Origin of the sequence: Miniimonas arenae, from assembly GCF_006351005.1 — a bacterium.
Lineage (GTDB): Bacteria > Actinomycetota > Actinomycetes > Actinomycetales > Beutenbergiaceae > Miniimonas > Miniimonas arenae.
Map to the genome: position 1 here is coordinate 1 of NZ_VENP01000021.1, position 19,247 is coordinate 19,247.

Annotated in this window: 13 protein-coding genes; 3 read left to right on the forward strand and 10 right to left on the reverse strand. The window is 74.3% G+C overall.

From position 1 onward, the window contains the following. Window positions 1-260: 260 nt before the first annotated feature. Both FH969_RS07130 and FH969_RS15690 read right to left on the reverse strand, forming a co-directional pair. Window positions 261-2,705, reverse strand: coding sequence for a ComEC/Rec2 family competence protein (locus FH969_RS07130; RefSeq protein ID WP_139986638.1), 2,445 nt, complete (start codon window positions 2,703-2,705; stop codon window positions 261-263). Between the two features lie 248 nt (window positions 2,706-2,953). Beyond that, window positions 2,954-3,880: a ComEA family DNA-binding protein gene (locus FH969_RS15690; protein ID WP_246071755.1), complete on the reverse strand. Its 927-nt coding sequence runs from the start codon at window positions 3,878-3,880 to the stop codon at window positions 2,954-2,956. Between the two features lie 349 nt (window positions 3,881-4,229). Here FH969_RS15690 and FH969_RS07140 point away from each other — a divergent pair, with 349 nt between their 5' ends. Beyond that, window positions 4,230-6,332: a helicase HerA-like domain-containing protein gene (locus FH969_RS07140; protein WP_139986639.1), complete on the forward strand. Its 2,103-nt coding sequence runs from the start codon at window positions 4,230-4,232 to the stop codon at window positions 6,330-6,332. A gap of 144 nt (window positions 6,333-6,476) precedes the next feature. Next, on the forward strand, window positions 6,477-7,913 hold the full coding sequence (argG, locus tag FH969_RS07145; RefSeq protein WP_139986640.1) for an argininosuccinate synthase: 1,437 nt from the start codon (window positions 6,477-6,479) through the stop codon (window positions 7,911-7,913). Between the two features lie 2 nt (window positions 7,914-7,915). Here argG and FH969_RS07150 read toward each other — a convergent pair whose 3' ends face one another. The 7 genes from FH969_RS07150 to FH969_RS07180 form a co-directional block, all read right to left on the reverse strand. Beyond that, a complete protein-coding gene (locus FH969_RS07150) occupies window positions 7,916-8,569 on the reverse strand; it encodes a VOC family protein (RefSeq protein WP_139986641.1) in 654 nt (217 codons plus the stop codon). 80 nt (window positions 8,570-8,649) lie between these two features. Further along, window positions 8,650-10,002, reverse strand: coding sequence for an amidohydrolase (locus FH969_RS07155; protein WP_139986642.1), 1,353 nt, complete (start codon window positions 10,000-10,002; stop codon window positions 8,650-8,652). 100 nt (window positions 10,003-10,102) lie between these two features. Continuing rightward, a complete protein-coding gene (locus FH969_RS07160) occupies window positions 10,103-10,786 on the reverse strand; it encodes a TRIC cation channel family protein (RefSeq protein WP_139986643.1) in 684 nt (227 codons plus the stop codon). A gap of 100 nt (window positions 10,787-10,886) precedes the next feature. Beyond that, window positions 10,887-13,889, reverse strand: a complete 3,003-nt coding sequence (locus tag FH969_RS07165; RefSeq protein WP_139986644.1) for a leucine--tRNA ligase — start codon at window positions 13,887-13,889, stop codon at window positions 10,887-10,889. 227 nt (window positions 13,890-14,116) lie between these two features. Further along, window positions 14,117-14,674 carry a CE1759 family FMN reductase gene (locus FH969_RS07170; RefSeq protein ID WP_108717699.1) on the reverse strand — a complete coding sequence of 186 codons (558 nt, stop codon included), beginning with the start codon at window positions 14,672-14,674 and terminating at the stop codon, window positions 14,117-14,119. Then, complete coding sequence (locus FH969_RS07175; protein ID WP_246071756.1) at window positions 14,671-15,204, reverse strand: MarR family winged helix-turn-helix transcriptional regulator; 534 nt, start codon at window positions 15,202-15,204, stop codon at window positions 14,671-14,673. Before FH969_RS07175 ends, FH969_RS07170 begins: the two co-directional genes overlap by 4 nt. A gap of 45 nt (window positions 15,205-15,249) precedes the next feature. Continuing rightward, a complete protein-coding gene (locus FH969_RS07180) occupies window positions 15,250-16,440 on the reverse strand; it encodes an LLM class flavin-dependent oxidoreductase (RefSeq protein WP_108719923.1) in 1,191 nt (396 codons plus the stop codon). A gap of 205 nt (window positions 16,441-16,645) precedes the next feature. Between FH969_RS07180 and FH969_RS07185 the strand changes: the two genes are divergently transcribed. Further along, window positions 16,646-17,083, forward strand: a complete 438-nt coding sequence (locus FH969_RS07185; RefSeq protein ID WP_139986645.1) for a Dps family protein — start codon at window positions 16,646-16,648, stop codon at window positions 17,081-17,083. A 152-nt stretch (window positions 17,084-17,235) separates the two neighbouring features. On the opposite strand, the gene FH969_RS07190 is transcribed toward FH969_RS07185, so the two are convergent. Continuing rightward, complete coding sequence (locus tag FH969_RS07190; protein ID WP_139986646.1) at window positions 17,236-19,059, reverse strand: metallophosphoesterase family protein; 1,824 nt, start codon at window positions 19,057-19,059, stop codon at window positions 17,236-17,238. Between the last annotated feature and the right edge of the window lie 188 nt (window positions 19,060-19,247).

Sequence of the window (19,247 nt, forward strand, 5' to 3'; positions counted from 1 at the left end):
AACCGGCTCTGCCGCCACCCCGCTCACCCCCTCGTCAGCCAACCCCACGCGAATCGAACGCGTGTACCGAGAGTAAATCCGAACACCGACAAACGCACCCCCCACCACGCCCCTGTGGACACCGCGACACCCCACCCACCTGAGGACAACCGAGGACCGTGGGGCAGGCGACCGACGACGAGCGAGGGCCTCGTTGGATCACAACAAGAAGGCGCCACGTCACGCCGTCGGAGGGATGACCGATGCCCGAGCAACCCTCCTCACGGACAACCCGTGACCACGAGCGCACCATCAGTCCGCGCGCTGACCGAGATCCGTCCGCAGAGGTCGGTGCGCGCGACCATCCCGATCTGCGAGAGCCGAGCGACTACGTCGTCCGCGGGATGCCCGTAGTGGTTTCCGGCACCGACGCTCACGAGCGAGACCCGACCGGCCGTCGCCGACAGGAGCGCCTCATCCTGGTCACGCGACCCGTGGTGGGCGACGACCAGCACGTCAGGACGGGGTAGGGCCGGCCACTGCCGCGTAATCCCGGCCTGAGCCCACGCACCCGCGTCGCCGTGTGCGAGCACCGTCAGCTCCGGCGCGCTGATCCAGAGCGAGAGACTGAGCTCGTTCGCGGTGCCCTCGGCCTCCTCCTCTGAGCTCGCTGCCTCGTCGGAGCCGACCGTCGCCGTCGTACCCGTCGTGGAACCCGCCACGACGCCTACCGCCCCGCCGCCGCCCTCGCCGCCACCGATCAGCCCGCCCTCCGGCGGCGCACGGAGCGCGACCGCACGCGAAGTCGGCCACAGCACGCTCACCTCGAGCGCGCCGAGACCGAGCGCCGGCGTGTCGGCATCCGCCGCGACCACGGGCACGTCCGCCTCCTCGAGGGCGCCCACCACCCGCACGAGCCGCGGGTCGAGCGCGCGCGGCACCAGCGCCTGCCGCACGGGGACGGCCGCCAGCACGTCCCCCAGCTCCCCCACGTGGTCCGCATCAGCGTGCGTGAGCACGAGCGCCGCCAGCTCGCGGACTCCCCCGGCCTCGAGGCAGTCGCGCACCGGCGCGCCTGCGGGTCCGGTGTCCACGAGTACCGCCGCGCCCGGTCCGCCGTCGGGCTCGGCCGAGACCAGCAGCGCGGACCCCTGCCCGACGTCGCACTGAAGCAGCCGCCAGTCGGCCGGGACGGCTGCGGGCACCGAGCCCAGCGCGATACGCCCGACCAGCCCACGAGTCGCTGGGAGGACCGAGAGAACGACGACGAGGCTCAGCACGCCCAGCACCGACGGCGCGGCCCAGACCCGCAGTCGCGCCTGGGCAGCTGCCGAGAGCCCACCACGCCTCACGAGGAGCCAGACCCCGGCCCCCAGCCCGACGGTCAGCACCGTCCCGCCGGCCCCGCCGGGCCACGGCAGCCGAGCAAGCGGGAGCGCCGCGGCGCGCGTGGCCACGGCCTCGATCCACCACGTTCCGCTCTGCGCGACGACGAGGAGACCGTGCGCCACGAGTGGCGCCACCGGCTGCACGAGCGTCGCGAGCAGAGCGAGCACCGTCACGGGCGGAACGACGGGCGCGACCAGCGCGTTCGCAAGCACGGCGTAGGTCGCGAGCCCGCCGTCCAGCCCGACGAGCACGGGAAGGCAGGCGACCTGCGCGGCGAGCGGCACCGCCAGCGCCGGTGCGACCGGCGCGAACCGGCCGAGCCGAGCGGCCATCGCCTCACCCCACGGCCGCGACCAGAGCACGATCCCGGCCGTGGCCAGCACCGACAGGGCGAACCCCGGCGAGCGCGCGAGCCACGGGTCGGTCAGCACCAGCACCGCGCCGGCGACGGCGAGCGCCGGCACCGCGGCGGAGCGGCGCCCCAGGCCGAGCGCGAGCATCGCGACGAGACCCATCGCGCCCGCCCGCACGACGCTCGGCTCGGCGCCGACGAGCAGCACGAGGCCGGCGAGCACCACAGCAGAGACTCCGAGGCGCACGGCACGAGGCACACCGGCCGTGCCGATGAGCACCAGTCCGACGACGATCGCGACGTGCGCTCCCGACACCGCAAGCAGGTGTGTCAACCCCGCCGCACGCATGGCGTCCACGAGCGCAGGCGGCACGGCGGAGTCGTCGCCGACCGCGATCCCCGGCAGCAGACCCCGTGCATGGGGTGGCAGGCCCTCGACGGCGGAGCGCAGCCCGTCGCGGAGCGCCACGATCCCGGCGCGCCAGGACGGCGGGGGCGCTCGCACGTCGGGGTCGCCCGAGGCGAGCACGAGAGCGACGGCGCGCTCGCCGTCGGCCGTCGCGACGAGACGTACGGATGCCGACACGGTGGACCCGGGCGGGAGCGACGCCCACCGCGCGCCGGCGAGGACGACCACCGGCGATCGAGCGCGCCGCGCCTCGCCCCGGACGTCCACCTCGAGCAGGGTCGCGTCGAGGCGCAGGCGTGGGGACCCGTCTCGCTGGGTGGTGGTCGGCTGCGGCTCCGACTCGGTGCGCAGCAGCGCCGTGACGGTGCCGCCCCAGTCGAGCCCGGCCGTCACAGCGGGACCGTGCCGCACGGTGTCCTGCGCCGCGATCGACCCGAGCACGCACAGCGCGAGGACGGCCGTCGCGAGCAGTGCGGTCGGCCCGCGGGGCCAGCGGGTGCGATGGCGTCCACGACCCGCTCGTGCCGCCCGGACGAGCGCCGCGATCGCGACGGCCAGCAGCGCGAGGGCCGCCACCGCACGTGCCGATCCCGACCACCCGACGGCGAGCGCCGCCGTCGCCCATGCCGCCGCTGCCGGGAGGACGAGCCGGGTGTCGAGGGAGCGGCGTGGGTCCGGCCGCAGCGGCGCAGGAGCCTTCAGGACGTCTCCGCCGGCACGCCCCTCCGGCGCGAGACCCCGAGCCGACACGAGGCCCCGAGCCGGGCCGTCACCGTCGAGAGTCCGCCCGCGGTCGCGCAGGGCAGCGGCCCCGTCGCCGCCCGTCACGTCGTCACCAACGGCGTGAGCTGCGCCATGAGCGCGGGCCCGATCCCGGACACCTCGTCCAGCTCGGCCACCGCCGTGAACCCGCCGTGCTGCTCCCGCCACGCGATGATCCGCGCGGCGAGCGCCGGACCGATCCCGGGCAGCTCCTCCAGTGTCGCCGCGTCGGCGGTGTTGAGGTTCACCAGGCCGCCGGAGCCCGCCCCGCCCGACGCCGCCGCACCCGGGCCAGACCCCGAGCCCGTCCCCGGAACGTCGGGCTCGGTCACCGCTTCTCCCGGCGCGGCGATCAGCACGCGTTCGCCGTCGACGAGCAGGCGAGCGAGGTTCACGGCGTCCAGGTCGGCCGTCGCCGTCGCTCCTCCCGCCGCTGCCACCGCGTCCTGCACGCGCGACCCCACCGGGAGCGTCACCACCCCTGGCGCGAGCACCTCCCCCGCGACGTGCACCACCACGACCCCGCTCGGCGTGGGCGACGCCGCCGTCGACGGCATCGCGTCAGCGGCTCCGGCCGGCGGTGCGGAACCTTGCGCGGAGCCGGGGCCGGCGTCCTGGGTGGGGGCGCCCTCGGCGGTCACATCGGGTACGGCGGCCTTCGCCGACGCGTTCGCCGCGTCGGGCAGCACGGTCGTCGCGACGCTCGTCGCCGCGGAGCGCACGAGGACGACGGCGAGCACCGCCACCGCGGCGAGCACCAGCGCCAGCGCCGTGCGGGCCGTGAAGGGTCGACGTCGTGGACCGGCGCTGCGTCCGGCGCGTCGCCGTCGTCGCCCGGTCGGGTCGGTGTCGGCCGAGACGCCTCGATCCGTGCCATCACCGTCGTCACTCGGGTCGAGGTCCCACGCCGCGACGCCGTCCGCGGTGCCGTAGGCCGCGCGGGTGAGCGCCGCGAGCCGCGCCCGCTGGACCATGTCACGACGCACCATGCCGATCACGCTAAGCAGCGCTCCTGCCGGACGCTCCCGCCGCTGGGGACGGTCCCCGCGCGGGCGACGAGAGCGCTCGCTGGGGACAACCGGTCCGCACATGGTCCAGCGCCGCGACGGTCCCGGCCCCTAGGCTCGGGCCACCGCGAGGACGCGTGGCCGGCTGCCCCGGGACTCGATCGCGGTCGTGAACGGACGGGCCCCGAGGTCGGACGGGATCCCGAGTCGGGCACGGCCGACGATCGACTCGGGCCGCGACAGCCGCGCCCTCGCGGTCGGGCGACACCCGTCGCAGGCAGGTCACGCAGACACGGATACGCAGGCAGGTCACGCAGGCAGGGAGGCCAGGATGAGCACACCGTCCGCCCAGGAGCTCGCGCAGCTGCGCGCCGCAGCGGCGCAGGCCGAGGCCGACGCGGCGGAGGCACGCGCAGCCGCTGCCCGGGCGGCGCTGGCCGCTGCCGAGGCCGCCGCGGCCAGCGCGGCCCAGCCCGACCCCGCCACCACCTCGGGCGAGGCGTCCGCGACGGCGACCGACGCCGTCGTCGTCGTCGGCGATGGAGGGGCGGCCAGCACGGGCAGCACGGGCAGCACGGGCAGCACGGCCAGCGCGGGCGGCACAGGGGCGGGCGCCGGCGACACGGCGGGCGCACGCGGCGCACGCGATGCGGCCGACCCGACGACCACCGACGGCGACCCGGCGACGACCGCGAGCGACGCCGTCATGCCCCCCGCCCCCGCACCAACACCCGCACCCGCACCAACACCCGCACCCGCACCCGCACCCGACGCCACCACCGCGACCACGACCGCGTCGAGCCTCACCGGCTACGCGGCCGAGGTCGCGCAGGCGTACGCCTTCCCCGGCGGCACGCTGCCGCTCGGCGCACTCCTGGTCGACGGCGAGCCCGAGCCGCGCAGCCAGGTCGCCTTCTCGCTCGGCATGCTCAACCGGCACGGGCTCGTCGCAGGCGCCACCGGAACGGGCAAGACGCGCACACTGCAGGCAATGGCGGAGGGCCTCTCGGACGCCGGCGTTCCCGTCTTCCTCGCCGACGTGAAGGGTGACCTGTCGGGGCTGCTGACGCCGGGCACGCCGAGCGAAAAGCTGCTCGCGCGGACGGAGTCGCTCGGCCAGGACTGGTCCGCGACCACCTACCCTGTCGAGCTGCTCACCCTCGGCGGCCTCGGCACCGGCACGCCCGTGCGCACGACGGTGACCGACTTCGGTCCCCTGCTGCTCTCGCGCGTGCTCGGCCTCAACGAGACCCAGGAGTCCAGCCTCGGCCTCATCGTGCACTGGGCGGACCAGCAGGGACTCGCGCTCCTGGACCTCAAGGACCTGCAGTCGACGATCGCCTACCTCACCTCCGACGACGGCAAGGCCGAGCTCAAGGGCATCGGCGGCGTCTCGTCGGCGACCGCGGGCGTCATCCTGCGCGAGATCGTCGCGCTGCAGGCGCAGGGCGCGGACGCGTTCTTCGGGGAGCCGGCGTTCGGGGTGCACGAACTGCTCCGGACCGCGCCGGACGGGCGGGGCGTGATCACGGCGCTGGAGCTGCCCGCCGTCGCCGACCGGCCGGCGCTGTTCTCGACGTTCCTCATGTGGCTGCTCGCGGAGCTCTACTCCGAGCTGCCCGAGGTGGGCGACCAGGACCGGCCGCGGCTCGTGTTCTTCTTCGACGAGGCGCACTTGCTGTTCACAGGCGCCTCGAAGGACTTCCTCACGCAGGTCGTCCAGACCGTCCGGCTCATCCGGTCCAAGGGCGTCGGGGTCTTCTTCGTCACGCAGAGCCCGCAGGACGTTCCCGCGGACGTCCTGGCGCAGCTCGGCAACCGCGTGCAGCACGCACTGCGCGCCTTCACCCCGCAGGACGCCTCGGCCCTGCGCGCGGCCGTGCGCACCTACCCGAAGTCGCCCTACGACCTCGAGCAGCTGCTCACGGCGCTGGGCACGGGCGAGTGCGTCGTCACGGTGATGTCCGAGCGCGGGGCGCCGACACCGGTGGCCTGGACGCGCGTGCGCGCACCGCAGTCGTCCATGGACCCCGCGCCCGCGACTGCACTCGAGGCGGCGGTGGCGGGTTCGCCCCTCGCGGCGCGTTACGGCACGCGGGTCGACAACGCCTCGGCGTACGAGCTGCTCGCCGAGCGCGTGGAGCACCAGTCCCGCGAACGTCTCGCGGAGGAGCAGCGCGCCGCGGCCGAGAAGGCCGCCGCCTCCGAGGCGGCGGCGCGGGAGAAGGAGCTCGCGAAGATGCAGCGCGACCTCGAGAAGCAGGCCGAGCGCGCACGCGGGTCGTCCGGGCGGTCGTCGGGGTCGTCCGGGTCGGGGCGCTCGTCCTCGCGCTCGGCGTCGCACGCCTCCCCGCTGGACAACTTCCTCCGCTCTGCCGGCACCCAGCTCGGCCGCGAGATCACGCGGACGATCTTCGGCACGCGTCGGAGGTGAGCCCCGGGCGACCCGCGCACCGCCGCGAGTCGCGCCGTCGGCGCCGGACCCCGGCGGGGCGACCCCGCACCCGGGCAACGCGCCACCCGAACCCGAGCCACGCCGTCGTGCATGACTATACGGACTGATGTATAGTCCCGCCCTATGGCCAAGGTTCTCACGACCCTCCCCACGGGCGAGCGGGTCGGTATCGCGTTCTCGGGCGGGCTCGACACCTCGGTGGCGGTGGCCTGGATGCGCGAGAAGGGCGCGATCCCCTGCACGTACACGGCGGACATCGGGCAGTACGACGAGCCCGACATCTCCGGCGTCCCCGCCCGCGCCCTGGAGTACGGCGCCGAGATCTCCCGCGCGGTGGACTGCCGCGCACAGCTCGTCGAGGAGGGCCTGGGCGCGATCGCGTGCGGCGCGTTCCACATCCGCTCCGGCGGCAAGGCCTACTTCAACACCACGCCGATCGGCCGCGCGGTCACCGGCACGCTGCTGGTCCGCGCGATGCACGAGGACGGCGTCTCGATCTGGGGCGACGGCTCGACGTTCAAGGGCAACGACATCGAGCGGTTCTACCGCTACGGCCTGCTCGCCAACCCCGAGCTGCGGATCTACAAGCCGTGGCTGGACGCCGACTTCGTCAGCGAGCTCGGCGGCCGCGCCGAGATGAGCCAGTGGCTCACCGAGCGCGACCTGCCCTACCGCGACTCCAAGGAGAAGGCCTACTCCACGGACGCGAACATCTGGGGCGCCACGCACGAGGCGAAGACGCTCGAGCACCTCGACGTCTCCCTCGAGACGGTCGACCCGATCATGGGCGTGAAGTTCTGGGACCCGAGCGTGGCGATCGAGACCGAGGACGTGACGATCGCCTTCGAGCTCGGTCGGCCCGTCGCGATCAACGGCGTGCGCTACGACGCCTCCGCGGTCGACCTCGTGCTCGAGGCGAACGCGATCGGCGGCCGGCACGGGCTCGGCATGTCCGACCAGATCGAGAACCGCATCATCGAGGCCAAGTCCCGCGGCATCTACGAGGCGCCCGGCATGGCGCTGCTGTGGATCGCGTACGAGCGCCTGCTCAACGCCATCCACAACGAGGACACGATCGCCAACTACCACAACGAGGGACGTCGCCTCGGCCGGCTCCTCTACGAGGGCCGCTGGCTCGACCCGCAGTCGCTCATGCTGCGCGAGTCCATCCAGCGCTGGATCGCCTCGCTCGTGACCGGGCAGGTCACGCTGCGGCTGCGGCGCGGGGACGACTTCACGATCCTCGACACCCGCGGCGACAACTTCTCCTACCACCCGGACAAGCTCTCGATGGAGCGGACCGAGAACGCCGCGTTCGGCCCGACCGACCGCATCGGCCAGCTCACGATGCGCAACCTCGACATCGCCGACTCGCGCGCCAAGCTCGAGCTCTACGCCGGCCAGCCGCTGGACCAGGGGCAGCTTCTCGTCGAGCACGGCACGCTGCTCGGCACGCTGCCGGCGGGTGGCGCCCAACCGATCGCGGTCAACCCGCGCGTCCTCGAGGAGGCGGACGAGACCGCGCTCGACTCCGCCTCGTTCGACTTCGGCGCCGACTGACCTCAGCGCAGCTCGACGGGCCCGTCCGGCCCCTGCACCACGAGCACGAGGGCGACGGCGTCGCCCGGCTCGGGCACGATGTCGACCCCGAGCGCGCGGTACTTCTCCGCCAGCGCCTCCGCGTCGGGGTGCTCGACCCGCAGCTCGAGGAGCTCGAGCGTCGGCAGGTCCGACAGCCCCGGCTGCGGCGTGCTGCCCCAGTCGATGAGGAACGGGACCGCCGGGTCGGAGTCGCGGCCCTCGCCACGGGTGAGCCGCCACTCCAGCAGCGTCCCGTCCGGCGTGCGGCGCGACAGCGGCGACACCGGGCCGACCCGCACGCCGGCCGCCTCGGCCGCGCTCGCCGTCGCGTCGATGTCGTCCGGGTGCACCGCGAACGTGGCGACGCCGGGCGCCGTCCGGCCCGAGATCCCGAACGTCTCGACGTCCTCGGCGCGCGCGCCGGTCTCCGGGTTCGGACCGATCACCTCGAGGTAGTGCGGCACGCGTTCGCCGTGGACCGTGAACGCGACGAGGTGGTTCGCGGTCCCGGTCGGGTGCGCGCCGCCGGGCGCCGCGCGCACGCCGGTGAGCGCCTCGACGTGCGCCACCGCCTCGGCGAGGTCGGGTCCGGCGAGCACGACGTGGTCGAGCGTGGACGGGAACGGTGCGGGCATCAGGGCCTCCAGCGGGATGGACGACGGCGCAGCGCGCCTCGGGTGGTCGGGTGCAGGTCGGGGGTGGCTGGGCGGGGACGTCAGGCGGACACGGGCGGCGTCGGGAGGTCGGGCCACGGCGCGCCGGGGAACAGCGCGTCGACCCGCACCGGGTCGCCGGCCTCGCGGAACTCCGCCCACGCGGCCTCGCGCAGGGCCGGGTCGTCCAGCACGCTCGCGGCCGTGAGGGCGAGCGCGATCGCGGAGTCGACGATCGCGCGGCGGCCGTCCGGCGTGAGGGTGGAATCGGCGCGCTCGCGCGAGTGCCCGGGGATGCCGGGGTCACCGATCGCGACGGTGGGCTGGATGGTCGGGAGCAGGTGACTCACGTTGCCGACGTCGCTGGACCCGACCGCCTCGGCCTCGCGCTGCACCGAGAGCACCTCGCGGCGCGGCGCCGAGTGAGCCGCGAAGACCTCGGCCAGCGTCGCGTTGATCCGCTGCGGCAGGTAGACCGGCTCGCCGTCCCACACCACGTCGACCTCCACGCCGGCCGCGAGCGCGGCGCCCCGGAAGGCCGCCTCGACCCGCTCGGACAGCGCCACCAGGCCCTCGACGGTCCGCGAGCGCAGGAAGAACTCGAGCACGGCCCGCTCGGGCACGATGTTCGGCCGCGTCCCGGCCTCGAGGAACACCCCGTGCACGCGGTCGGTGGGCAGGATGTGCTGCCGCAGCTGCGCGACGGACTGGTAGGCGGTCACGGCGGCGTCGAGCGCGTTCCGGCCCAGGTGCGGGTTCGCGGCCGCGTGCGCGGTGCGGCCCTGGAACGTCGCCACGACCTGGCGCTTCGCCGCCGACGGCCCGGCGGCGACGTCGGCGCCGCCCGGGTGCACCATGATGGACGCGTCGAACCCGTCCAGGGCGCCGGCGCGGATGAGCAGCTCCTTGCCGCCGCCGCCCTCCTCGGCGGGCGTGCCGAGCAGCGTGACGCCGCCGGGCACCACGCCCGCCTGCACCAGCGGGGCGATCGAGAGGAAGGCCCCGAGCGAGGAGGCCGCGATCACGTTGTGGCCGCAGCCGTGCCCGACACCGGGCAGCGCGTCGTACTCCGCGGTGATGACCACCTGCGGTCCCTCGGTGCTGCCTGCCCGCGCGCGGAACGCCGTCGGCAGGCCGCCGGTCCCGACCTCGAGCGCGACGCCGTGCCGCGCCAGCAGCGCCTCGATCGCCGCCACCGAGCGGAACTCCACGAAGCCGACCTCCGGGTGGGCGTGCAGGTCGCGGGAGAACGTGTCGAGCTCGTCCGCGAGCGCCTCGGCACGCGCGACGACGGCGGCGCGGAGCCCGTCGGGCGCGGCGCTCTCGTCGGTCGCCGTGTGGGTCGCAGTGGGCGTCGGGGTGTCGGTCGCCTCAGGGCTCGTCCCGGTGGCGTCCGCCGTCGTGGTGCTCGTCATACCCGCGACGCTACGCACGCCCGTGACCCGGACTGGCGACCGCTCGGCTCGTCTCACATCACGGGACCGTACTGGTCAGCGTCCGGACCGCCCGGAAGCGCTAGCCGTCCTCGCCCCCGCCCCTGGACCGCAGCCCGCGCCGGCGCGCCAGGCGCCCCCACAGGTCCCCCGCCTCGACGGTCTGCCAGCCGAAGAGCGGGGACGCGTAGCGCGCGAGGACGATGACGGCGAAGGCGAGCAGGTCGCGCAGCAGGTCCGGCGTTCCGAGCTCGCGCAGCAGCAGGAACAGCGCGGCGCCGAGGGCGGCCGCGGCCGCGTTCCACTCCCCGCGGCGCAGCACCTGGACCGGCAGCCCCGAGATCATGTCCCGCGTCACCCCACCGCCGATCCCCGCGACGACGCCGATGAGCAGCGCCCCGGTGAACGGCGCGCCGTTGAGCACCGCCTTCTCCACCCCGACGACCACGAACAGCCCGAGCGCGAGCGCGTCGAACAGCCCGAACAGCCGCACGAACCGGGTCACCACGCGCAGCAGCACGACGGCGCCGAGGCCCGCGCCGAGGGCGGCGAGGACGTACGCCTGGTTCGTCACGGCGACCGGGCGCAGGCCGAGCATGACGTCGCGCACGACGCCGCCGCCCAGTCCCATCACGACGGCGACGAACAGCACCCCGACGAGGTCGAACCGCTGGCGCACCGCGCCCGCCGCGCCGGCCAGTGCGCCGACCGCGATCGCGACGACCTCGATCCACAGCGGGACCTGGAGCAGCGGGAAGGTGTCCACGGCGGATCGGCGGCGTCAGCGAACGGTCAACGAGGCAGGGCGAGCGAGGTCAAGGAGGCGAGGTCAACGAGGCGTGGTCGGCGCAGCCGGGCGGCACCGCTCAGGGCACCACGTTGACGAGCCGCGGCGCACGCACGATCACCGTGCGGGGGGTGGCCCCCGCCAGGACGCGCTGCACCCCGGGCGTCGCCAGCGCGGCCGCCTCGAGCTCGGCATCGGAGATCGACGGTGCGACCTCCAGCCGGTCGCGGACCTTGCCCGCGACCTGCACCACGCACGTCACCGTCTCCTCCACCAGCAGCGCCGGGTCGGCGACCGGGAAGGCCTCGTGCGCGAGCGAGCTCTCGTGCCCCAGCCGCGACCACAGCTCCTCGGCGATGTGCGGCGCGACGGGCGCCACCATGAGCACCAGCGCCTCGGCCGCCGCGCGCGGCACCTGCGGCAGCGACGTCAGGTGGTTGTTCAGCGTGATGAGCTTCGCGATCGCCGTGTTGGGCCGCATCGCGGCGTACTCGGTGGTGACGTCCGCGATCGTGCGCGCGACCAGGCGCGCGGTGGCGACGTCGGGTGCGTCGTCGACCACCGTGACCAGGCCGGAGTCCTCCGACACCACGTTGCGCCACAGCCGCTGCAGGAACCGCTGCGCGCCGACCACGGCGCGGGTCTCCCACGCGCGGGACTGGTCGAGCGGACCCATCGACATCTCGTACACCCGGAAGGTGTCCGCGCCGTAGGCGGCGTACATGTCGTCGGGCGTCACCATGTTCTTGAGCGACTTGCCCATCTTCCCGTACTCGCGGGTGACGGGCTCGCCGCGCCAGGTGAAGGTCGGCCCCTCGTGCGCATCAGCCCCGGCTGCCCCCGCAGCGACCTCCTCGACCTCGTCGGCCGGCACGTACACGCCGCGCGCGTCGGTGTAGGCGTACGCCTGGACGTACCCCTGGTTGAACAGCTTGTGGAACGGCTCGCGGCTGCTCACGTGGCCCAGGTCGAACAGCACCTTGTGCCAGAACCTGGAGTACAGCAGGTGCAGCACCGCGTGCTCCACGCCGCCGACGTACAGGTCCACGCCACCGGTCTCACCGCGCGCGCCGCCCGGCTGCGGCCCCATCCAGTACCGCTCGAGCGCCGGGTCGACAGGCGCGTCGGCGTCGAACGGGTCCAGGTAGCGCAGGTAGTACCAGCACGAGCCGGCCCAGTTGGGCATCGTGTTGGTGTCGCGGCGGTAGGTCTGCAGGCCCTCGCCCAGGTCGAGCTCGACGTTCACCCAGTCCGTCGCGCGCGACAGCGGCGACTCCGGGGAGGACGCCGCGTCGTCGACGTCGAACGTGCGCGGGGAGAAGTCGGCCACCTCGGGCAGCGCCACGGGCAGCATGTCCTCGGGGATCGGGACGACCCGCCCGTCGGCGTCGTACACGACCGGGAACGGCTCGCCCCAGTACCGCTGGCGGCTGAACAGCCAGTCGCGCAGGCGGTAGGTCGTGGTGCCGGCGCCCTGTCCGGTGCGCTCCAGCCACGTCACGATCGCGTGCTTCGCCTCGGCGACGGCCAGCCCGTTCAGGCTCACCTCGTCGTTCGCGGACGCGACGGCCACGCCGTCGCCCGTCCACGCGGACTCCTGCACGCCCGACGGCGAGCCCGAGACCACCTCGCGGATCGGCAGCCCGTAGGCGGTCGCGAAGGCGTGGTCGCGCTCGTCGTGCGCGGGCACGGCCATGATCGCGCCCGTGCCGTAGCCCATGAGCACGTAGTCGGCCACGAAGATCGGCAGCCGCTCGCCGTTGACGGGGTTGACCGCGTACCCGCCGGTGAACACGCCGGTCTTCGCACCGGCGTCGGCCTGGCGCTCCTGGAGCGTCTTCGCGGACGCCGCGGCGACGTAGGCACGGACCGCGGCCGCGGGCGTGTCGGCCCCCGAGGCGGCTGCGCCGCGCCACGACGCCGGCACGTCCGCGCCCCACGGCTCCTCGCTCGCCAGCAGCTCCTCGACCAGCGGGTGCTCGGGAGCCACCACCATGTAGGTAGCGCCGAACAGCGTGTCCGGGCGCGTGGTGAACACGGTCAGGTCACGCTCGCCCGCGGCAGTCGCGACGGAGAAGTGCACGTGCGCGCCCTCGGACCGCCCGATCCAGTTGCGCTGCATGGCCTTGACCTTCTCCGGCCAGTCCAGCGGGTCCAGGTCGGCGACCAGGCGGTCGGCGTAGGACGTGATGCGCATGACCCACTGGCGCAGGTTCCGCTTGAACACCGGGAAGTTGCCGCGCTCGGAGCGGCCGTCGGCGGTGACCTCCTCGTTCGCCAGCACCGTGCCAAGCCCCGGGCACCAGTTCACCGGCACGTCGGCGACGAACGCCAGCCGGTGGTCGGCCAGGACGTCCTCGCGCTCGCGCGGGGTCAGGTCGGCCCAGGTCCGGCCCTCGAACGCGGCCGGGAGCGCGACCTCGCCGGCCGCCAGGCGGCCGACCAGCTCGCTCACGGGGCGCGCGGCGCCGCGGGAGCCGTCCGGCGCGGTCGCGTCCGGGTCGAACCACGAGGAGAAGATCTGCAGGAAGATCCACTGCGTCCAGCGCACGAACTCCGGGTCCGTGGTGGCGAAGCTGCGGCGCGGGTCGTGCGCCAGGCCCAGGCGGCGCAGCTGGCGCCGCATGACGGCGATGTTCTGGTCGGTGGTGATCGCCGGGTGCTGCCCCGTCTGCACGGCGTACTGCTCGGCGGGCAGCCCGAACGCGTCGTAGCCCAGCGCGTGCAGCACGTTCTTGCCGCGCATCCGCTCGAACCGTCCGGTCACGTCCGTGGCGATGTACCCCAGCGGGTGCCCGACGTGCAGCCCCTTGCCGGAGGGGTAGGGGAACATGTCCATGACGTAGAAGGACTCCCCCGGCACGGCCGCCGCAGCGGCCGCCGCGGCGCCGTCGGCAGCACCGTCGTCGACACCGTCACCAAAGCTCGAGAGGTCCCCGACGGGGTTCGGCGCCTCGAAGGTGCCCGCCTGCTCCCAGCGGTCCTGCCACGCGAGCTCGATCGCGTTCGCCAGCGCGGGGGTGTAGCGGAACGGTGGCGCCTCGGTGGCGGGGCCGGAGTGCTCGGACGTCGTGGTGGTCATCGCGCTTTCCTTCGGTGGGCTGCTGGTCGCCGGGCGGGGCGCCTCAGGCAACAAAAAGACCTCCGCGGTGGTCGCAGGAGGTCGGCCGCGCTGACGGACACGGATGTCCGGCTGAGGTCAGCGCGGCTGGGTAAGCAGCTCCAGGTGGGTCACGGGGTCAGCCTACCCACGCCACCGCCATCCGGCTAACCCTCAGGTGCGTCACCCAGACACGTCCCCCAGGCATGTCACCGCCCGTGCCCGACGGCGTCCGCCAGCTCGCGCGCGGACCTCGCCACGCGCTCGGCGAGCGCGGGCACCGGGCGCACGCCCAGCACGAGGTCCTCGGGCGTGGCGACGATCGTCGTGGGCAGCGTGAGGGCACCGAGGTAGGACAGCAGCGGCCGCATGGCGTGCTCGGTGACGAGCGTGTGCCGCACGGTGCCGGTCGTGGCGGCCAGCACCGTCGGGGTCATCCGCAGCGAGCCCGGCTCGAGCAGGTCGAGCACCGTCTTGAACACCCCGGCGTAGCTGCCGCGGAACACGGGCGAGGCGACGACGAGCCCGTCGGCGTCCTCGATCGTGCGCAGTGCGGCGTCCAAAGCGTTCGAGCGCAGGCCACCCAGCACCTCGTCGGTGGCGTCCCGCGCGACGTCGCGGACCTCGACCACCTCGGTGGTCACCGTGAGCCCGCGCTCGGTGAGCTGCGCGGCGGCGGCGTCGAGGACCGCGGCGAGCACCGCCGTCGTGCTGGAGGGCGTGCCGACGCCGCCGGACAGGCCGACGAGGCGGACGGGAGCGGTCATGAGCGACCTCCGATCGGGCCGACCGCGTCGGCCTGCTGCCGGGCGCCCGCTCGAACGGCGGGCGGGGTGTGCTGCGCGCGTCGCACGGTGGCGAGCAGCGCGGTGAGGGTCTCGAGCTGGGCAGCGTCGAGACCGGCGGCCATGGCCTGGTGGATCGAGCGCACGTGCCGCCGGCCCACCGCGGCCTGGACCTCGCGGCCCCGGGGCGTGAGCCGGACGAGCACGCCGCGCCCGTCCTGCGGCGCGGAGCACCGGCTCACGAGGCCGCGCCGCTCGAGCCGCTCCACGAGCCGGCTCATCGAGGGCTGCGGGAGGTAGGTGACCTCGGCGAGCCGACCGAGCCGGGCGCCCCCGTCACCGTCGCGGGACTCCGCCAGCGCTCGGAGCACGTCGTACTCGCGCACCGTGAGGTCGCCGAAGTCGCCGGTCTCCTCGAACCAGCGCATGAGCTCGGTCGAGGTGCGCAGGAGCTCGCGCCACGCCGTCGTCGTCGCGCGCAGGCCGGGCTGACCCGTGCGGGCCGCGGTCATCGCGGGGCCCTCGCGGCCCGCTGCCGTCTCACTCACCTGTCCCGCTCACCGCTGCGAGGCGGGGACGAGGTCGTCGTCCGCGAGCCCCGGGGTGTCGTAGGCGTTCGGCTCGTCGGCGCCGCCGGCGGCGGCAGCGTCAGCACCGGGCCCGACGGCGAGCGCCGCGTCCCGGGCGCCCACGCGCGCGGCGTGCGTGGGTCCGCCGGGCACGTGGGCCGGCCGGGCGGCGTCGAGCTCGCGGCGCAGCACCGGGACGACCTCGCTGCCGAGCAGGTCGAGCTGCTCGAGCACGGTCTTGAGCGGCAGGCCCGCGTGGTCGACGAGGAACAGCTGGCGCTGGTAGTCCCCGAAGGTCTCGCGGAAGGTCAGCGTCTTGTCGATGACCTCCTGCGGCGAGCCCACCGTGAGCGGGGTGAGGTCGGTGAAGTCCTCGAGGCTCGGGCCGTGCCCGTAGACCGGTGCGTTGTCGAAGTAGGGCCGGAACTCCCGGACCGCGTCCTGGGAGTTCTTGCGCACGAACACCTGGCCACCGAGTCCGACGATCGCCTGGTCGGCGCTGCCGTGCCCGTAGTGCTCGTAGCGCTCGCGGTACAGGCCGATCAGGCGCGCGAAGTGCTCCTTGGGCCAGAAGATGTGGTTCGCGAAGAACCCGTCGCCGTAGTACGCGGCGAGCTCGGCGACCTGCGGCGTACGGATCGAGCCGTGCCAGACGAAGGGGGCCACGCCGTCGAGCGGGCGCGGTGTCGAGGTGAACGACTGCAGCGGGGTGCGGAACCGCCCCTCCCACGTCACGGTGTGCTCGTCCCAGAGCCGGCGCAGCAGCTGGTAGTTCTCGACCGTCAGCGGGAGCGCGTTGCGCCCGTCCTGGCCGAACCAGGGATAGACCGGCGCGGTGTTGCCGCGACCGAGCATGAGGTCCATCCGCCCGCCCGAGAGGTGCTGGAGCATCGCGTACTCCTCGGCGATGCGGACCGGGTCGTTGGTCGTGATGAGGGTCGTGGAGGTCGACAGGATGATCCGGGACGTGCGCCCGGCGAGGTAGCCGAGCATCGTGGTCGGCGAGCTCGGGACGAACGGGGAGTTGTGGTGCTCGCCGGTCGCGAACACGTCCATCCCGACGTCCTCGGCGTGCTGCGCGATGGTCATCATCGCCGTGAGCCGCTCGTGCTCGGTGGGAGTGTGGCCGGTGGTCGGGTCGGTCGTGACGTCGCCGACGCTGAAGATGCCGATCTGCACGCCTCCGGTCGGGGGGCCGGGGCGCGGCGCTGCCTGGTTCGTGACGCCGTTCACCGGGTTGTCCGCCGACTGGTTCGCTGCGTTGTTCGCCGCCTGAGCCATGGTGCCCTCACTCCACTAGATTCATCTGCATGGACTAGTCGGAACAACCGGGCCATGCTCGGGGTTATTCCCCGTGGTCCCAACCGCGACACAAGGAGGAACCGTGAGCACCCCCGAGATCGTCACCTCAAGCCTTCAGCAGGCCCTGGTCGACCTCATCGACCTCTCGCTCCAGGCCAAGCAGGCCCACTGGAACGTGTGCGGCCCGCAGTTCCGCTCGGTGCACCTGCAGCTGGACGACGTCGTGGCCGACGTCCGCACGTGGTCCGACGACGTGGCCGAGCGCCTCGTGGCGATCGGCGGCACGCCGGACGGCCGCGCCGCGACAGTCGCCGCCGAGTCGGCGGTCGAGCAGTACGAGTCCGGTGCCGTGGCCTCCGACAAGGTCATCCAGCAGTTCGCCGAGCGCCTGTCCGCGACCGCCGAGCGGATCAAGGAGGAGCTGCCCGAGCTCGAGGTCGACCTGCCGTCGCAGGACCTCCTCATCGGGGTCGCGTTCGGGCTCGAGAAGCACGCCTGGATGTTCCGCGCCTCGCACTGAGCGCTCCAGCACCACCGGCAGCGGGCCGGCACGCCTCGGCGTGCCGGCCCGCTGCCGTGTCGTGGGGCCGGTGTGTTGTGGGGCTGCTGTGTCGTGGTGCCGATGTGGCGTGGCGCCGCCGCGTCCTCGGTGCGTCCTTTCGCGTGGCCGCGTCAGGGGCGCGGGTTGGCCGCGACGGACAGGTCGGCGTCCACCGACGTCGTCGGGGGCTCGGGGAACGGTTCCCACTCCCCCAGCGTGACGCTCTGGTCGGTGCCGAGGACGATCTCGCGCAGCGCGACCGGACGGTGGTTCGCGCGGTCGTACAGGAGCACCGACACGTAGCCCGGCGCCTCCAGCTGCCCGACCGGCACCGTGCCCTCCTTGGCGCCGCCGCTCGAGCCGTTGACGTAGAGCAGCCCGAGGCCCTGCTGGATCGGGCCGATCCGGCGGTGCAGGTGGCCGGACAGCTCGAGCACCACGCACCCGGACGGCATCACACGGTTGCCCACGTACGGGTCGTGGATCGCGAGGATGTCCACCCGCGTCGACGGGTCGTCCGGATCCACGCCCGGGCACGCCGCGTCGGTGAGCGCCTGCGCCGCGTCGGTCTTGGTGCGGAACTCGGTGTTCCCGAGCGTCACCGACGTCAGGCGCGGGTCGCGGTCGCCGACGATGCGCAGCCCCTCGACCTCCACCACGCCGCCGTCGAGCACGGTCCAGCCGCGCACGGCCTCCTGGCGACCGGTCTCGGCCGAGTCGTGGTTCCCGTCGGCGACCACCACCGGGAAGCCCTTGAGCGCGTCGGCCATCTGGTTCACGCAGATCGACTCCACGCTCGAGCCGCCGAGCGTGGTGTCGCCGAGGTTGAGCACGACGTCGGCCTCCGCCTGGCGGCCGATCTCGCCGAACACGCGGGTCGCGCCGGTGTTGCAGTGGTTGTCCGAGACGATCATCGCGGTGACGATGTCCGGCTCGGCCGGGGTCGGCGACGCGCTCGGCGTCGGGGTGGAGCCGTCGGTCGCGTCGTCTGTCGCCTGCGCATTCGACTGCTCGCCGTCGCCCGCCTGCGCGTCCGACTGCCCGCCGTCGCCCGCCTGCGCATCCGACGGCCCGCCGTCGCCCGCCTGCGCGTCCGTCTGCTCGCCGTCGCCCGGCTCGACGGCGACGGGCCCGGGCAGCACGTCGGGCGCGAGCGGCTCGGGGTCGGCCGCGTAGGCCGCGGCGGCGTTCGCGACCATGACGTCGTAGTACGCCTCGTTGGCCCGTACGGCATCGAGCGCCATCTCGCCGTAGGTGTCGACGAGGCCGCCGAGCCGCCCCGTGACGCGCGCACCCGCCAGCGGACCGCCGAGGTCGGCGAGCACCTCGGACGGCCGACCCGCCGGCTCGGGCGCCGTCACGGCCCCGACGACAGGCACGGCCACGACGGCGAGCACGCTCACCACGACCAGGGTCGCCACGGCGGGCTGGGAGAGCTTCCGCCGCACCTCGTCGCGCAGCAGACCACCGGCGGCCAGGCGCCCCGCCGCGAGCAGGACCACCGCGATCGACCAGGCGAGGAACGTGCGCCGCGCGACGTCGGCACCGAGCGCGAGCAGGGACGTGCGCACCGAGGACGCCGGGTCGGAGAAGAACTGGGCGTAGGCGGCGACGTCGCCGCCGAGGGACGCGAGCGGGTCGTCGATCTCGGTGAGCGTCGCCGGGATCTCCCCCACGTCGACGTGCACGCCGAGCGGCCAGGGCGCCGGGGAGTCGAGGATCACCGAGCCGAGCGGGCCGAGGTCGATCACCACCTGGTGGTCGACGGTGGTCGACAGCCGGGCCTCGTGCGGGCCCACCGCACCGTCCGCGCTCGCCGTGAGCAGCCCGAACAGGAACGCGCACACGCCTGCGGCCAGCACCGCGAGCGTCTGTCGCGTCGCGCGGCGCGTCGCGGGGCGCAGGCCGTGCCACCAGCGGGCGACGGGGTTGCGGACGGGGTCTGGTGCGGTCATCGCGACCATTGTCACGCGCGCTCGTGGCACGTGCCGCCCCGTCCCTTATCCTGGAGCCTCGCCCCGGCCTCCGCGGGCACCTCGACCTAACTCGGACGGAGACGATGCGCGCCTCCAGCGCCGGCGACCATAGCGCCGCCACCTGCCTGACCCCCACCCCGCTCGGTGACGACGACCCGGAGGGCGAC

Excerpts from the sequence above, each read along its gene's own strand:
- FH969_RS15690 (WP_246071755.1), bottom strand. The coding sequence starts at position 3,880 with ATGGTGCGTCGTGACATGGTCCAGCGGGCGCGGCTCGCGGCGCTCACC.
- FH969_RS07140 (WP_139986639.1), top strand. The coding sequence starts at position 4,230 with ATGAGCACACCGTCCGCCCAGGAGCTCGCGCAGCTGCGCGCCGCAGCG.
- argG (WP_139986640.1), top strand. The coding sequence starts at position 6,477 with ATGGCCAAGGTTCTCACGACCCTCCCCACGGGCGAGCGGGTCGGTATC.
- FH969_RS07150 (WP_139986641.1), bottom strand. The coding sequence starts at position 8,569 with ATGCCCGCACCGTTCCCGTCCACGCTCGACCACGTCGTGCTCGCCGGA.
- FH969_RS07155 (WP_139986642.1), bottom strand. The coding sequence starts at position 10,002 with ATGACGAGCACCACGACGGCGGACGCCACCGGGACGAGCCCTGAGGCG.
- FH969_RS07165 (WP_139986644.1), bottom strand. The coding sequence starts at position 13,889 with ATGACCACCACGACGTCCGAGCACTCCGGCCCCGCCACCGAGGCGCCA.
- FH969_RS07170 (WP_108717699.1), bottom strand. The coding sequence starts at position 14,674 with ATGACCGCTCCCGTCCGCCTCGTCGGCCTGTCCGGCGGCGTCGGCACG.
- FH969_RS07175 (WP_246071756.1), bottom strand. The coding sequence starts at position 15,204 with ATGACCGCGGCCCGCACGGGTCAGCCCGGCCTGCGCGCGACGACGACG.
- FH969_RS07190 (WP_139986646.1), bottom strand. The coding sequence starts at position 19,059 with ATGACCGCACCAGACCCCGTCCGCAACCCCGTCGCCCGCTGGTGGCAC.